The organism is Mesocryomonas lacus (assembly GCF_055730135.2).
In genome coordinates this window covers 90,461-106,299 of sequence record NZ_JBUZWE020000017.1, presented here as the reverse complement: position 1 = coordinate 106,299, position 15,839 = coordinate 90,461, and the positions used below count along the sequence as shown (strand labels likewise).

At 64.5% G+C, this 15,839-nt stretch carries 13 protein-coding genes; 11 read left to right on the top strand and 2 right to left on the bottom strand.

The genetic code is table 11. The features are described 5' to 3' along the window. The first annotated feature begins 129 nt into the window (after window positions 1–129). The 9 genes from ACZLZY_RS22510 to ACZLZY_RS22470 are packed head-to-tail and all read left to right on the top strand — an operon-like array spanning window position 130 to window position 10,750. Window positions 130–1,050, top strand: coding sequence for a polysaccharide deacetylase family protein (locus tag ACZLZY_RS22510; RefSeq protein WP_472936298.1), 921 nt, complete (start codon window positions 130–132; stop codon window positions 1,048–1,050). 46 nt (window positions 1,051–1,096) lie between these two features. Beyond that, window positions 1,097–2,593 (top strand): ABC transporter substrate-binding protein, encoded by a 1,497-nt coding sequence (locus tag ACZLZY_RS22505; RefSeq protein WP_472936297.1) that lies wholly within the window; start codon window positions 1,097–1,099, stop codon window positions 2,591–2,593. Window positions 2,594–2,615: 22 nt separating this feature from the next. After that, window positions 2,616–3,536 carry an ABC transporter permease gene (locus ACZLZY_RS22500; protein WP_472936296.1) on the top strand — a complete coding sequence of 307 codons (921 nt, stop codon included), beginning with the start codon at window positions 2,616–2,618 and terminating at the stop codon, window positions 3,534–3,536. A gap of 10 nt (window positions 3,537–3,546) precedes the next feature. Beyond that, window positions 3,547–4,413, top strand: a complete 867-nt coding sequence (locus tag ACZLZY_RS22495) for an ABC transporter permease (RefSeq protein WP_472936295.1) — start codon at window positions 3,547–3,549, stop codon at window positions 4,411–4,413. Between the two features lie 12 nt (window positions 4,414–4,425). Further along, entirely contained in the window at window positions 4,426–5,214 is a 789-nt protein-coding gene (locus ACZLZY_RS22490) for an SDR family NAD(P)-dependent oxidoreductase (RefSeq protein ID WP_472936294.1), read from the top strand. 13 nt (window positions 5,215–5,227) lie between these two features. Beyond that, window positions 5,228–6,223: an ABC transporter ATP-binding protein gene (locus ACZLZY_RS22485; protein WP_472936293.1), complete on the top strand. Its 996-nt coding sequence runs from the start codon at window positions 5,228–5,230 to the stop codon at window positions 6,221–6,223. Continuing rightward, window positions 6,220–7,212 carry an ABC transporter ATP-binding protein gene (locus ACZLZY_RS22480; RefSeq protein ID WP_472936292.1) on the top strand — a complete coding sequence of 331 codons (993 nt, stop codon included), beginning with the start codon at window positions 6,220–6,222 and terminating at the stop codon, window positions 7,210–7,212. Before ACZLZY_RS22485 ends, ACZLZY_RS22480 begins: the two co-directional genes overlap by 4 nt. An 8-nt stretch (window positions 7,213–7,220) precedes the next feature. Continuing rightward, the gene (locus tag ACZLZY_RS22475) at window positions 7,221–9,608 is read left to right on the top strand and encodes a penicillin acylase family protein (protein ID WP_472936291.1); all 2,388 of its coding nucleotides are present in this window, start codon (window positions 7,221–7,223) and stop codon (window positions 9,606–9,608) included. Beyond that, on the top strand, window positions 9,605–10,750 hold the full coding sequence (locus ACZLZY_RS22470) for a M20 family metallopeptidase (RefSeq protein ID WP_472936290.1): 1,146 nt from the start codon (window positions 9,605–9,607) through the stop codon (window positions 10,748–10,750). Before ACZLZY_RS22475 ends, ACZLZY_RS22470 begins: the two co-directional genes overlap by 4 nt. Window positions 10,751–10,947: 197 nt before the next feature. On the opposite strand, the gene ACZLZY_RS22465 is transcribed toward ACZLZY_RS22470, so the two are convergent. Beyond that, complete coding sequence (locus tag ACZLZY_RS22465; protein WP_472936289.1) at window positions 10,948–11,526, bottom strand: hypothetical protein; 579 nt, start codon at window positions 11,524–11,526, stop codon at window positions 10,948–10,950. Further along, complete coding sequence (locus tag ACZLZY_RS22460) at window positions 11,523–12,767, bottom strand: hypothetical protein (protein ID WP_472936288.1); 1,245 nt, start codon at window positions 12,765–12,767, stop codon at window positions 11,523–11,525. Before ACZLZY_RS22460 ends, ACZLZY_RS22465 begins: the two co-directional genes overlap by 4 nt. 973 nt (window positions 12,768–13,740) lie before the next feature. Here ACZLZY_RS22460 and ACZLZY_RS22455 point away from each other — a divergent pair. Both ACZLZY_RS22455 and ACZLZY_RS22450 read left to right on the top strand, forming a co-directional pair. Further along, window positions 13,741–14,877, top strand: a complete 1,137-nt coding sequence (locus tag ACZLZY_RS22455; RefSeq protein WP_472936287.1) for a DegT/DnrJ/EryC1/StrS family aminotransferase — start codon at window positions 13,741–13,743, stop codon at window positions 14,875–14,877. Continuing rightward, window positions 14,874–15,833, top strand: a complete 960-nt coding sequence (locus ACZLZY_RS22450; protein WP_472936286.1) for a glycosyltransferase family 2 protein — start codon at window positions 14,874–14,876, stop codon at window positions 15,831–15,833. The genes ACZLZY_RS22455 and ACZLZY_RS22450 overlap by 4 nt, the downstream gene beginning before the upstream one ends. Window positions 15,834–15,839: the final 6 nt, after the last annotated feature.

The following is a 15,839-nucleotide window of genomic DNA, read 5'->3' as shown; positions in this document are numbered from 1 at the left end:
GCTACAGTTGCTGACCACATCCTAGGCTCCTAACCTCCCTGCACAGAGAAGAACCAGATGCTTCGCCGGCGCCGAAGCGTCGACAATTGTTCTGGAACGCGTCTCATCCTAGAGAGCCGGATTGTACAAATGGATACAAGTGCTTCGACGGCCTCGAATGATCCGCGGACGCCATGGCTGTGGCCGGAGCCGGTCTGGCGGGAGCGTGTCGCGAGCGTCCGGGCGGGCCGTTCTCTGAAGCCCGCGGGCTGGAAGGACGGCGCACGGATGGCCGTAGCGCTGTCCTTCGATGCGGATCACGAGACCATCGACCTGCGCAATGGCGGCATTTCGGCCGGCCGGATGAGCCAGGGCCAGTACGGCGCCCGGGCGGGAATGCCCCGTATCCTTGACGTGCTCGATCGGCATGGTGTCCCCGCCTCGGTCTTCATGCCTGCGGTTTCGGCGCTGCTGCATCCTGAAGAGGTACAGCGGGTGGTGGGTGCCGGGCATGAACTTGCGATCCACTCGTGGATCCACGAATCCAATTCCGGCCTCGACCATGCGACGGAGCGTGATCTCTCGTTCCGCGCGGCCGATGCGCTGGAGCGCCTCTGCGGGACCCGCCCGGTCGGCATGCGCACCGCGTCCTGGGATTTCTCTCCGCACACGCTCGCGATCATCCGCGAGATGGGACTGCTCTACGACTCCTCCCTGATGGCCGATGACGAGCCTTACGAGCTGATGGAGAACGGCGAGGCGACCGGCATCGTCGAGATTCCGGTGGAGTGGATTCGCGACGATGCGCCCTATTTCAACATGGATCGCCTGGGAAGCTCGCGCCCATACGGCGGTCCGGCGATGCTGCTCGACATTCTCGCCCGTGAGATCGATCTCGCCTTCGATGAGGGAGGACTGTTCCAGCTGACGCTCCACCCGCACCATGTCGGCCACCGGTCACGGATTTTTATCCTCGACGAGGTCATTCGTCTCGCCAAGGCCAAGGGCAACGTCTGGTTTGCCACCCACGCCGATATCGCCCGCTACTGTGTCGACCAGGCCGGTCGCTGACCGACCTGGGGCTTCGACGACCGTCACTGCTGCACCGAAGGGGAACATGATGCTGAGACTGCTCGCCACCACCGCCCTTGCTCTTGGCCTTGTCGCCGCGACTGCATCGGCGCAGACGGCCAAGGACAAGCTGGTCATCGATCTTCCCAATGATCCAGCGACGCTCGATCCGCATCTGCAGTGGGACACCGACAGCTATTCCGTCTACCGCAACATCTTCGACAACCTGGTCACGCGCGACAAAAGCGGTACGATCGCACCGGGGATCGCGACCGCCTGGAAATATGTTGACGACAAGACGATCGAGTTCGACATCCGCCAAGGCGTCACGTTCCACGACGGCAGCAAGCTGACCGCCGAAGACGTCGCCTACAGCGTTGCGCGGGTGATCGATCCCGCGCTCAAAAGCCCGCAGTTCTCGCAGTTCAGCCAGATCGACAAGGCCGAGGCGGTCGGCGACGGCAAGGTCACGATCACCACCAAGACGCCCTATCCGGCACTCCTGGCGCAGTTGGTGAAGCTGTCGATCGTGCCCAAGGCCTATGTCGAGAAGGTCGGTCCGCAGGCGTTCAACAAGAAGCCGGTCGGCAGCGGTCCCTACAAGGTGGCAGGCCGCCAGGAAGGCGTCTCGACGGATCTCGCCGCCAATGAGAGCTACTGGGGCGGCAAGCCGCCTTTCCCGCAGGTGACCTTCCGCGCCGTGCCGGACGTTTCGACCCGGATCGCCGACCTTCGCACGGGCCAAGCCGATCTCGTGCGCGACATTCCGCCGGACCAGGCGATCAGCCTCAAGGACGAGACCGGCATGGAGATCCTCTCGGTCCCGACCGAGCGCGTCGGCTACATGTATATCAATGCTGAGAGTGGCCCGACCAAGGATGTCCGCGTCCGTCAGGCGATCGCCCATGCGATCGACCGGCAGGGCCTGATCGAAGCGCTGCTGCAAGGCTACGGCAATTCGGTCGATATCATCGGTGCGCCGCCGGTGTTCGGCTATACCGCCGACGTCAAGGGCTATGAGTACGACCTGGACAAGGCCAAGGCGCTTGTCGCCGAAGCCGGCGCCAAGGGGGCCAAGATCGAGTTCCTGACCTCGCCCTCCTACAACCGCTCGGTCGTCGAGGCGCTGCAGCAGATGATCGCCGACACCGGCCTCACCGTCGAGATCCAGTCGAGCGACCAGGCCACCTTCCTGCGCCGCCGCCAAGGCGATCCCGCCAATGCCGGCAGCATCGCCATCGGCCGCTGGTCCTGCGCCTGCCAGGATGCCGACGGCATCATCTACCCGCTGTTCCGCACCGGCAGCACCTGGGCGAAATACTCGAACCCGGAATTCGACAAGGCCGTCGACGCCGCCCGCTCGACCCTCGACGAGACCGCGCGCCTCATCGACTACAAGAAGGCCTACGAAATCCTGCGCGACGACGTCCCCGGCATTGGCCTCTACCAGGACTTCGCCGTCTATGGCGCGAGCAGCAAGCTGAAATGGCAGCCGACGCCGAACGAGTCGATGTTCGTCATGGACATGGGCTGGCAGCAGTAGCGGCGGACAGGGCGGAACCGATATGCTCGGATACATCATCGGCCGGCTGATCCAGGCGGTCGTCGCGGTCTTCGGGGTCATCACCATCGTCTTCGTGGTGATGCACTTTTCCGGCGACCCGACCTTGCTCCTGGTGCCGCAAGGCGCCTCCGCCGAGGAGATCGCGACGCTGCGCCACCAGCTCGGCTTCGACCAGCCCTTGCTCACGCAGTATCTCAGCTACCTCTCGGGCCTCGCCCAGCTCGATTTCGGCAATTCGGTGGTGCAGCGCGTGCCGGCGATCGACATCGTCCTGTCGCGGCTGCCCTACACGATCATGCTGGCCGCCGGCGCGCTGACGGTGGCGATCGGCCTCGGCATTCCCGTCGGCATCCTGATGGCCACGAACCGCGGCGGCCTGACCGAAAGGCTCCTCTCCGCCCTCGTCCTGACCGGGCAGAGCATCCCGACCTTCCTTTCCGGCATCCTTCTCATCCTCGTTTTCGCCGTGCAGCTGCGGTGGCTTCCGACCTCGGGAATCGGCGGCTTCAGCGCGCTGATCATGCCGTCTATCGCCTTGGGCGCGCTGTCGATGTCGACCTTCGCCCGGATGACGCGGATCGCCATGGTCGACGAGCTCGGCAAGGACTACGTCCGCGCCGCCCGCGCCCGCGGCCTGTCGATGCCAGCCGTGGTCGGCCGCCATGTCCTGCGCAATTCGGCGATTCCGGTGATCACCGTGGCGGCGCTCGAGATCGGCAATCTCCTCGCCGGCGCCGTCATCGTCGAGACCGTCTTCGCCTGGCCAGGCATCGGCCAGCTGGCGATCCAGTCGATCCAGGCGCGCGACTTCCTGGTCGTGCAGGTCATCGTGCTCCTCATCTCCTTCATCTATGTCGCGACCAGCGTCGCCGCGGACTTCGCCTATGCGGCGATCGATCCCCGCATCCGGCTGGCTCGGTGAGGCAAAGCGCATGACATCCGCCATCACCGCCCTTCGCCGCCGCACCGCGCGCGTCCCCGTCTCGATCTGGATCGTCGCGCTGATCATCACCGCGATCGTCGCGGCGGCGCTGCTGGCGCCCTGGATCGCGCCCGCCGATCCGGACCGCCAGGCACTGCTGTCGCGGCTGAAGCCGCCGGGCACAGTCGGCCGCGGCGATGTCACGTTCCTTCTCGGAACCGACGATCTCGGGCGAGACCTCCTCTCGCGCATTCTCTACGGCGCACGGGTCTCGCTCGGCGTCGCCGCACTCTCGGTCGTCGTCTCGACGCTCGTCGGCGTCACCCTCGGCATGCTGGCCGGCTGGTATCGCGGCTGGGTCGAAATCCTGGTGATGCGCTTCGTCGACATCATGCTGTCGATCCCGGCGATCCTCCTGGCGGTGCTCACCGTCGCGGTGCTCGGCCCCGGCTTCCTGAAGCTCGTCCTGGTGCTCGGTCTCACCCGCTGGCCGCGCTACACCCGCGTCGCCTATGCGCAGACGCTGCAGGTGGCGAACCTGCCCTACATCAAAGCTTCCGAACTGGCCGGGGCGGGGGCACTGCGCATCCTCTTCCGCCATGTCCTGCCCAACATTGCCGGGCCGATCCTGGTCGTCGCCACCGCCGAGTTCGGCCTGATGATCCTGTTCGAGGCAGGCCTCTCTTTCCTTGGGCTCGGCATCCAGCCGCCGGCCGCCAGCTGGGGCTCGATCATGAGCGTCGGGCGCCAGTTCGTCGAACGCGCCTGGTGGATCGTCGCCTTTCCCGGCGGCTGCCTCTTCCTTCTCGTCTTGTCCGTCAACGTGCTGGGCGACTGGCTGCGCGACCGGCTCGACCCCCGTTCCCGAATCCGCTGAGGTCTTTTTGATATGGAATTTCAAGGCAAGTCCGTCGTCGTCACGGGAGCCGCCGGCGTCTTCGGCCGCTGGATCGCGGCGCATTTCGCGGCGGAAGGCGCTGTCCTCTGCCTCTCCGACCGCCGGGCCGCCGATCTCGATGCCGTCGTCTCCGAGCTGAAGCTCGACCCCAGGACGACGCTGACGCATGTGACGGAATTGACCGAGGAGGCGTCGATTCTCGAGCTCGTCATGCTGGTGAAGGCGCGCTGGCGGGCACCTGACATCGTCGTCAACAATGCCGGCGTCTATCCGAAATTCGGTCTTCTCGACATGGATCTCGCCGACTGGGACCGGATTTTCGACGTCAACCTGCGCGCGCCTTTCCTGGTCTCCCGTGAGATGGCGAAGCTGATGATCGAAGACGGGCGCCAGGGCTCGATCATCAACATCTCGTCGGGCGCTGCCCGGCAGATGCGCAACGGCTCGGTGCCCTACTGCACCTCCAAGACGGCGCTGGAGCGTCTCTCCAAGGGCTTGGCGCTGGAACTTGCGCCGCACCGCATCCGGGTGAACGTCGTCGAGCCGGGCTTTGCGCCGGGCTCGGAAGTCTCGACGCTGTCCGACGACTATGTCGCGCGCATGAGCCAGCGCATCCCGCTCGGGCGCACCAGTGGCCCGGACGATGCGCCGGCGGCGATCGCCTATCTCTGCTCCGACAAGGCCTCCTTCATCACCGGCTCGGTGCTGTCGGTCGACGGCGGCAATTCGATCGGCACCTATGAAACCGGCGAGCTCGGCAAGACGCCGGGCACGGCCTGAGGCAGGACCTTCGATGTCTGAAGCAAAACCGCCGCTGCTCTCGGTCGAGAACCTCACCATCGAGATATCGGGTGCTGCGGTGGTCGATGGCATCTCGTTTGCCGTCCAGCCGGGCGAGGTGATGGCACTGGTCGGCGAGTCCGGCTGCGGCAAGTCGCTGACCGCCTATGCGCTGCTGGGCCTCTTGCCGGATGTCGCCACCCGCCGCCACGGCCGCGTCCTCCTCGGCGACACCGATCTCGCCGCGCTGCCGGAGCGCCAGCTGCGCAAGCGGCGCGGCCAGGACATCTCGATCATCTTCCAGGAGCCGAGCGCCTCGCTCGATCCCTTGACCACCGTCGGCTCGCAGATCGCCGAGGCGCTGCGCCAGCACCAGGACGTCTCGCGCGGACAGGCGATGGCGGCGGCGCGGGCGATGCTGGAATCGGTCGGCATTCCCGATCCAGACCGGCGGCTGCACCAGTATCCGTTCGAGCTCTCCGGCGGCATGTGCCAGCGCATCATGATCGCCATCGCGCTGATCTGCGGCCCGCGCGTCCTCGTCGCCGACGAGCCGACGACGGCACTCGACGTCACCATCCAGGCGCAGATCCTTGACGTCATGAAGAAGCTCGTCGCCGAGCGCGGCACCTCGATCGTACTGATTACCCACGACATGGGCGTCGTCGCCGATATCGCCGACCATGTTGCCGTCATGTATGCCGGGCGGATCGCCGAGATCGCGCCAGTGGCGGATCTCTTCGCGCGGCCTGCCCATCCCTACACCGCGCTGCTCCTCGCTTCCGTGCCGCGGCTCGACGTCGCGCCGAAGGCGGAGCTTGCCACCATCGATGGCATGGTGCCGACGCCCGAGGAATTCGGTGCCGGCTGCCGCTTCGCCAGCCGCTGCCCGCTCGTTTCCGAGCGCTGCCGCACCGAGCAGCCGCCGCTGTTCGAGGAGCGGCCCGGCCACCGCACCGCCTGCTGGCACCGCGACCGCGTCGGCGAGATCACGAGGGTCGCCGCATGAGCGCTTCCGTCTCCCCCAACGCGATGCCGGTGCTCGAAGCAAAGGACGTCGCTGTGCATTTCGGCGGCCGCAGCTCCCTGTTCGGCAGCAAAGCGCCGACGGTCAAAGCCGTCAACGGCGTCGACCTCACCATCGTCGCCGGCGAGACGGTGGCGCTGGTCGGCGAATCCGGCTGCGGCAAGTCGACACTTTCCAACGCCATCGTCGGCCTGCAGAAGCCGACCGCGGGCAGCATCAAAATCGCCGGGCAGGAGGTCAACGGCGCCAGCCGCCGCGAACTCAACGACATCCGCCGCCGCGTGCAGATGATCTTCCAGGACCCGGCGCTGTCACTTGATCCGCGCGCCACCATCGGCTCGACCATTGGCGAATCGCTGGAGGTGCGCGGGATCGCCCGCGGCGAGGAATTGAAGCGTCGAGTGGCCGAGCTCCTGACGCAGGTGGGTCTTCGGCCTGAGCATGCCGGCCGCTATCCCCACCAGTTCTCCGGCGGCCAGCGCCAGCGCGTGGTGATTGCTCGGGCGCTGGCGCTGGAGCCCGAGCTGGTGATCTGCGACGAGCCGGTCTCGGCGCTCGACGTCTCGGTCCGGGCGCAGATCCTGAACCTCCTCGTCGCCCTGCAGAAGCGCACGGGCGTCGCCTATCTCTTCGTCTCGCACGACCTCTCCGTCGTCCGTCACATCGCCGACCGCGTGGTGGTGATGTATCTCGGCCGGATCGTCGAGGATGCCGCGCGCGAGATCTTCTTCGCCGACCCGAAACATCCTTATACAAGGGCGCTGATGTCGGCGGTGCCCGAGGCCGATCCGGTGGTCCAGCGCGGCAAGCAGCGCTTCGTCCTCACCGGCGAACTGCCGAGCCCGGCCAACATTCCCTCCGGCTGCGCCTTCCACACGCGGTGTCCGCTGGCGACTGAGATCTGCTCGGCCGTCCGCCCCGAGCTGACGCCGCGCCCCGACGGGGCGCGCGTCGCCTGCCACCACGCCTGAGGAAGCCCATGCCGACAGAAACGCCTGCCACCCAGACCATTGCCGTCGACGGCCTTGCGGCCGAGGCCGAGATTCGTGTCGACCGCTGGGGCATCCCGCATCTCACGGCAGCAAGCGAGCCCGACCTGTTCTTCCTGCAGGGCTTCAACGCCGCGCGCGACCGGCTGTGGCAGATCGATCTCTGGCGCAAACGCGGCTTGGGGCTCCTCGCCGCTGATTTCGGCCCGGGCTTTCTCGCGCAGGACCATGCCGCCCGGCACTTCCTCTACCGCGGCGACATGGCGGCGGAATGGGCGGCCTATGCCGAAGACGCCGAGGCGATCTGCACGGCCTTCGTTGCCGGCATCAACGCCTATGTCGAGCTGACCGAGGCCGAACGCGCCCGCCTGCCGCAGGAGTTCACGCTGTTCGGGACGCGCCCCGATCGCTGGCAGCCCGAAGACGTCGTGCGCATCCGCACCCATGCTTTGACCCGCAATGCCGTCTCTGAAATCCTGCGCGCCAACGTGATGGCCCGCAGCAATGCCGAGACCGATGCGCTGCGCAGCCACATCGATCCGCCGACCTCGCTCGACCCCGCGGCCGGGATCGACCTTGCCGACGTGCCGCTCGAGGCCTTGCGCCTGTTCAAGCTCGCGACCGCGCCGGTGACCTTTGAGCCGGCGCGCCTGTCGGCCGGGATGGAGGACGCCTGGCGCTGGACGGTGGTGACCGATCTCGGCGACATCGTGCGCGCGACGACCGAGGAGGGCTCGAACAACTGGGTCGTCCACGGCACGCGCACCGCGACCGGCCGGCCGATCGTCGCTTCCGACCCGCACCGTGCCCATGCCGTGCCCTCGCTGCGCTATCTCGTCCACCTCAAGGCGCCGGGCTTCGATGCCATCGGCGCGGGCGAGCCCTCGGCGCCCGGCATCTCGATCGGCCACAACGGCACCGCCGCCTTCGGCCTGACGATCTTCGGTGCCGACCAGGAAGACGTCATGGTCTATGAGACCGCGCCGGAGGATGCGGACCTCTACCGGTATGGCGACGGCTTCGAAAAGGTTCGGCGCGTGAACGAGCGCTTCGGGATCAAGGGGCATCCGGCGGCGGACCTGACGCTGTCCTTTACCCGGCATGGTCCGGTTCTCCACGAGGACAGGGAAAAACGCCGGCTGATCGCGCTGCGTTCAGTCTGGCTAGAGCCCGGCGCGGCCGCCTATCTCGGCAGCCTGACGGCGATGCGGGCAAAAAGCGTCGCGGACTTCGGCGCGTCGTTGACGCATTGGGGGACGCCCTCGGTTAACCATGTCTGCGCCGACACGGCCGGCGACGTCGCCTGGTACACCGCGGGCTTCACCCCCGTCCGCCCGAACTGGAACGGCCTCCTGCCGGTGCCGGGCGATGGCAGCCATGAATGGCAGGGATTCCTACCGGCGGACGAACTTCCGCGCGCCGTCAACCCGCCTGGAGGATTCCTCGCCACCGCCAACGAGATGAACCTGCCGGCCGACCGCGCCGCGAACGCGCCGGGCATCGGCTATGAATGGATCGAGCCGAGCCGCGCCGAGCGGATCAAGGCGGTGCTGCGCGCGGATGCGGCGCACAGTCTCGAAGCGGCTGGCAGGCTGCAGAACGACGTCGTCTCGCTGCCGGCCGTGCGCCTTTGCAAGCTGCTGGGCACGGCGAGCCTCGATGCTGCGGCGAAGAGCGACGTTGCGCTGGCGCTGGGCCTCTTCCGCGGCTGGGACGGCGCGCTCGCCGCGGACAGCGCTCCCGCCGTTCTGTTCGAGGTCTGGTGGATGAAGCATCTGCGGCCCGCGCTCCTCGCGGCGATGGCGCCTGACCCGGCGGTCCGAGCCTTGCTCGTGCCGGGCCATGTCGAAAGCCTTGTCAGCCTGCTGGAAGTGCCGGATGGGCGCTTCGGACAGGCTCCGCAGGTCGCGCGCGACCGTCTTCTCGCCGAAACCCTTAACGCTGCCGTCCTCGATGCCCGCGCTCGGCTGGGTGCCAATCCCGCCAGATGGCGCTGGGGCGACTTGCACCATGGCTATTTCCAGCATGCCGCCACCGTTTTGCAGGAGAACGCGCATGCTGCTTGGGAAATCGGACCGTTGCCGCTCGGCGGCAGCACGTCGACGCCGATGCATGCCGGCTACCGCCTCGGCGATTTCCGGGTAATCGCCGGTGCTTCCGTCCGCCTCGTCATGGATGTCGGCGACTGGGATGCGAGTATTTGCATCAACGCGCCCGGCCAGTCCGGCGACCCCGCCTCGCCGCATTATGGGGACCTCGCGCCGCTCTGGGCAGACGGCCGGTACGTGCCGCTCCTCTACAGTGCCGACAAGATCGAAGAGGCGACGGAGATGCTGATCCATCTCGTTCCCGGCACAACCACAGGACCGGCTGAATGACCGCCCCTCTTCTTGCCGCCGCCGACATCGACGTCGCTGCGCTCCTATCGGAGCTGCGGGCCTGGGTGGAGATCGAAACGCCCTCCCGGGATGCGTCACGGGTCAATGCGCTCGTCGACCGGGTCGAGGCCCGGGCCCGCGCAGGAGATTTCGTGGTTCAGCGGACACCCGGGACGATGGGCTATGGCGACATCCTGTCCGTGACCGCCAAGGGTGCGGCAAAGGAGGGGCGGCTCCTGATCCTCGCGCATCTCGACACTGTGCATCCGGTAGGCACCCTCGACCACGATCTTCCCTGGCGCGCGGAGGAAGGGCGAATCTACGGCCCCGGTATCTACGACATGAAGTCGGGGGCGCTGATGGCATTACACGCCCTCGAACTTTCGACGCGACGAGCCGAAGGCTTGGCGGTGACGATCCTTTTCGTCCCGGATGAGGAAGTCGGCAGCCGAAGCTCGCGTCCCGCGATCGAGGCGGCGGCTGAACAGGCAAGCCATGTTCTCGTCGTCGAGCCCGCTCGCGACGGCGGCGAGATCGTCATCGCCCGCAAGGGAGTCGCGATGATCGACATCGTCCTGCGGGGCAAGGCCTCCCACGCCGGCACAAGGCCGCTCGACGGCCGAAGTGCGATCCGAGAGGCGGCAAGGATCGTCCTGGCACTGGAAGCAATGAACGATGCCGCTCGCGGCATCACCGTCACCGTTGGAACCATCCAGGGAGGCACCAACCGCAACGTTGTGCCCGCCGAATGCCGCCTCGAGGTCGACCTTCGGCTGCCGGACGCGGCGGCGGCGGAAGAAATCCTTTCAGCCGTCAAATCCCTCCGTCCGGGCGATCCGGACATCTCGATCAAGGTGTCGGGCGGACTGAACCGCCCGCCCTTTACCCAAAGTGCGGCGGGAAAGTCGCTCTTCGACAAAGCGGCGCGCCTTGCGGAGCCGCTCGGCCTCGATCTCAAGGGACAAACGACAGGCGGCGGCTCCGACGGGAACTTCACCGCCGCACTTGGCGTGCCGACGCTGGACGGACTGGGCGCCGACGGGGCCGGCGCCCATACGCTGGAGGAGCATATCCTGACCAACTCCATCGCCGCCCGTACCGCTCTCCTCGCCAACTTGATGCTCACGCACGAGACAAGCTGACAGCATGATGGGTGGCGAGGGCGTCAACGCGCTCTTGTTAGACTGTCACGGGTAGGGCCGGTGAGCTTTGCAGGTTTCATTGACGTCCATTTCCAAGCGGCGGGCTTCGCTCGCTACGCTGAAGCTGGTGGTCCGCTTTGTAGTCAGTCCCGTCATGGACGCGCATTTGTCATCAGCCCAACACGGTGGGCGGAAAACTATGGCTTACACCCGGCCCCGGGTTCGTGCAGCCAGTTCATCTGCAGGATATCATTGATGACGAAGACGCCGACGTCGCAGATGTCATCGACGTCGGCATCGAAAGCTATCTCGAAGCCGGAGCGCCCGGTGTATTGACCCAATGCGGCATCGACGTCTGGTCGCGGGGTATCTGCGACAGCCGCTGACCGACTGGCTCCATTGACCCAGATGCCGACCATGTTGATCTTGCGGGCAGGATCGGGGGACTTTGTCCATCCGCTGACCAATCCACGCCGACCGTCGGTTTTTTCAAAACGGTCCAGAAATCCGAAAGCCGGTCCTGGAATTGGCGACACCTCGAGCGCGTACTTCCCTCCAGAGAAAGACAGCCGCTGCGCCGCTGCGGCGGGACTGATCTGCAGGTCAGGCCGCAGCACGGCGGGATCGCGCCCCGCCGCAAGCATGATGAGCTGCAGGGCCGGAACGACCGAGGCGTCCCGTGAATATTGCAGCATGGATCGCAAGCCTATGAGGTTCGTCGCGGCCATCACCACGACAATGACGAGAAAGACGATGTTGACGGCGATCTTTCTCATTTGGCGACGGATCCGCATGCGGTTCTGAGCGACGTTACTCTCTGAACATGGACGCGGCCCAGCATCGAGAAAACGAGGAAGGCTGCAAACGGAAAGGCCACGTAGAGGTATCGACCCTGAGGCTGCGGCAAAAGCATCTGGGAGCCGATGATATTCAGCAAGATGACGGAAATGGTCATGCTCCAGAACAGCAGCGTCATCAACGGAATGCGAAATGCCTCCAACCCGTCGATGCGGTACCGGATCACCGAATAGGCGGAGTACAGCACGCTGGCGGCGAGGATGGCCGCTGCGATGGGGAAAAAGAAGAAGCTGTAGAAATCGTCCGACAACCACACATTCATCCACCCGAGACCGTAAAAAAAGCTTCGGCCGGCCATGAAGAGCCACCACGACGTATTGGGAACATCGATGAGCTTGTCGCTGCAGAAAATGAAGCACGACATCGTTTTGGCGCTGAGGTGCATCGCCGTGAAAGCAACCTGGCCTTTCAGTCCCGTAAATTCCCCGAACTCGAGGTAGGTTGTTCCAAGGACAGGCAAGGCGATCGCCGCACAGGCAGCAATCGCCAGCAGAAAAAAGCGAATTATCGGAAATCTACGGTCAACAAGATACTGATATGCGATGTAAACTGAAAAGAAGACCAGGGAAGGATAGAAATAAATCTTCGAGGACATGACCAAGCCACCCCCTAAGCCAAACAGAAGGGGCCGCAACGAGTGAGGGCGCCTGATGGCCCACAGCATCAGCGCCAGAGCCAGTGTCGTGGCCGTCAGCGCAAAGGCGTCGGCGTTGAAATAGGCGAAGAGAAAGGTGAGTTGCGGAACCAGTAGAAAGGCGATCGGAGCGAGATAATAGAGGGCGCCCCGCACGCCCACCATGCCCGCGATTGTCAGCAGCGAGATGGCAAAGACCGGCGCCAGAAGCCAGTTGAACGCTCGGACCGCAAGATAACCGTTATATAATGGGAAATAATCGGCAAAAAGATGCGCGGTGGCAGTAGCACCCAGCGTATGGAGGTACGGGAGGCCGTAGTACCAGAACCGCTCCTTGCTGATTGTGGCTCCGGAAAGGGGGCTGATAAAGGGCACCGCGGGATCGATCCCGGGAGACGGAATTTTTCCGTATGTGTAGAGATATTCGACCAGAAAGAGGTGCGTGGACTCGTCCGGAGCGCCGTTTACCGGAATCATGAGTGACCATGCTACGACCAGCACGGTAAACAGCAAGACCATTAGCATCGAATACTGTATCGTTCGGCGTCCTGGGGCTTCTTCGATGCTAGCTTGCGACATGACACTTGATCATTCTAGATTCCAGACTTCAGCATCGCGCTCTGTCGTCGCGAAGAATGTCGACCTCATCGGAGTGCCGAGGTGCGGGCCTTGCAATCCACAACATCAGCAGATGACGGGATTGGAACTGTCAGTGGTTCTCTCCAGCCGACGGCCCGGCAGAAGCATTTCCGGCGGATGCTAAAACGGTTGATAGTCTCGGCTGATAGGAGAAGACCAAGACCCGGGTCTGGTGCGGCGGTGGGTGCATTCTTTGCGGTCTTCATGACCGTAGCGGGCGTTCCATGTCAATTCGTGCTTCAAACCGTCGGCTTGGTGGTCTTTCCCCTGCTGCGGCGATCCAATTTGCGCAGCCGGCGTTTTTGCCAGCGCGGCGCTGCGTTCCTGCCCCTGCGCGGCCTTGCTCTTGCCCGGATCCCGTTTGAACCGTTTGGCGTGAAGGTTTCAAGTTGCATTCTGCAACCGCATCCAGGGTCGTGCCGGTGGCGACAATCGTCGGTCACGTGATACAGCGCCGCTGATGCAGGCATAGGAATATCCGCAAGGCGCGCCGTGAGGTCGGGGTCACAATACTGACGTCAGAAGCCGAGATTTATCAGCTTATCCACCGATATCTTAAATCCTGCAGCGTTAAAGGCTTATCCGTTGTGTCGACGCGCCGCTGACCTCTGGGCAACATTTGACCCTTACTCGCCCGGTCGGCACCGTAAGGCGAAGCCGCCAGAGGGATCGGCGACTGTCAGAGGGCCGGTAGGCTGTCGATAACCCATCCAGACTATATACTTCGCAGGATGCATCTCTTGGTCGACCCGTGTATTGCAACCCATGGTCCCGGCGACGCACGGCGGTTGACGAGACGAACGTAGCGGTCGCAGCGGCCTGCGCTGACGGTTGAAGCGAGCCGGCAAGAAAGATTGGAATGCAGTTGTCCCCCCTGTCCACCGTTCCGCTGAATGATCTTCGGCGCATCTACGCCGCGTCCGAGTCTGAAATCCTGGGATCGGTACAGACCACGCTGGCGTCGGGATGGTGGCTCAACGGGGCGGAAACATCGGCCTTCTGCCAGGAATTTGCGGCCTATATTGGTGCCACCCATTGCCTTGGCGTCGCCAACGGAACCGATGCACTGGAAATCGCGATGCGCGCTTTGATCTCCGTGCAGGACCCCGGTCGGCGGGAGGTCGTCACCGTGGCGAATGCGGGCGGATACTCCACCATCGCGTGTCGGCTGGTGGGGCTGACGCCGGTCTACGCCGACATCGAAGAGAACTCGCAGCTCGCTTCGCTGCCGTCTCTGCTGGCAGCGATCACGCCGGAAACGGCGTTTGTCGTCGTCACGCATCTCTACGGTAACGTCGTCGATGTGCCGCGCTTGCGCGCCATGATGGATGCGGCCGGATACAAGGGCGTTCCGATCCTTGAGGATTGTGCACAGGCCCATGGCGGCGCCGTTGACGGGCGACGGGTGGGTAGCCTCGGCGACATCGCCACCTTCAGCTTCTATCCGACCAAGAACCTTGGTGCCTTTGGCGATGGCGGCGCCATCGTCACGTCGAACGATGGTTTGGCCGATGCCTGCGCAGCACTGCGTCAATATGGGTGGGCGGCGAAATATACGATCGCGGTTGCCGATGGGCGCAATTCGCGCCTCGACGAACTGCAGGCTTGCGTTCTGCGCATCCTGCTCCGGGGGCTGGAAACCGCCAACCAGAAGCGCCGGGCTATCCTCCAGCGTTATGCCAGCGTCCTGCCGGCCGGAATGACGCTGGTCAGCGACCCGCACGATGGCGTCGCTCATCTTGCCATCGTGCTCTGCGCGGATCGCGATCGCCTGAAGCAGCACCTGGCTGACAGGAAGATCCAGTCCGACATCCACTATCCCATCCTCGACTGCGACCAGCCGGGCTGGAAGGGTCTGGCGCAGCGTCTGGTCGATGGCGATCTTCCGGTCAGCCGCCGCAGCGTCGCCCGCTGTCTCACCTTGCCGTGCTTCCCGAACATGACGGAAGAGGAGATAGGCCGGGTCTGTGAAGCGCTTCAGGGCTGGGCGCAATGAGCGTATCAACGCCCGCGTCGCTGTCCCCTTCGTCGCTGTCTCTGGTCATCCCGGTTTATCGCAACGAAGCCAACATAGACTCGCTGCTCTCCGCATTGGAGCAGTTGAACCGGGATGCCAGAAGTCCTCTTGAGATCGTCTTCGTGATCGACGGCTCGCCGGACAGATCCGGCGAGCTTCTGGTCGCAGCCAGGGACCAGTTCTCCTTTTCCTACCAGATCGTCTTTCACAGCCGCAATTTCGGTTCGTTCACCGCGATACGGACAGGTCTCGAATATGCCTCCGGCGATGCGATCGCGGTCATGGCGGCCGATCTCCAGGAGCCACCCGAGCTGATCCTCGAATTCTTCCGCATCCTGGAAGAGGGTGATGCCGATGTCGTCTTCGGCGAACGGACGGGGCGGCACGATTCGGCGATGCGCAATGCCGTCTCCAACTCCTTCTGGTGGCTCTACCGAAAGCTCGTCATCAAGGACGTGCCGAAGGGAGGGGTCGATATCTTCGCCTGCAATCGAACGGCGCGGGATGCCGTACTGGAGATCGGCGAGCCGAACAGTTCGCTCATCGCCCAGCTGTTCTGGATTGGCTATCGGCGCCGCTTCGTTCGTTATGAGCGACGGGAGCGCGTGCACGGAACCAGCGCCTGGAGCTTCGCCCGGCGTATGCGCTACATGATGGATAGTATCTTTTCGTTTTCAGATCTGCCGATCCTCTTCGTGATGTGGTTCGGCATCGCCGGCTGTATCCTCAGCACGATGTTCGGCATCGGCGTCGCCATCGCGCGGCTGCTCGGCTTCATCGCGGAGCCGGGCTTCGCGACGCTCGCCGTCTTGATCGCCTTCACCGCCTCTGCCTCGCTCTCCGTGCAGGGAATATTGGGTTCATACCTCTGGCGCACCTTCGAGAACACCAAGCGGCGGCCGCTGCGCATCATCAGCCGCGTCGTCAAGAATTAACCCGCA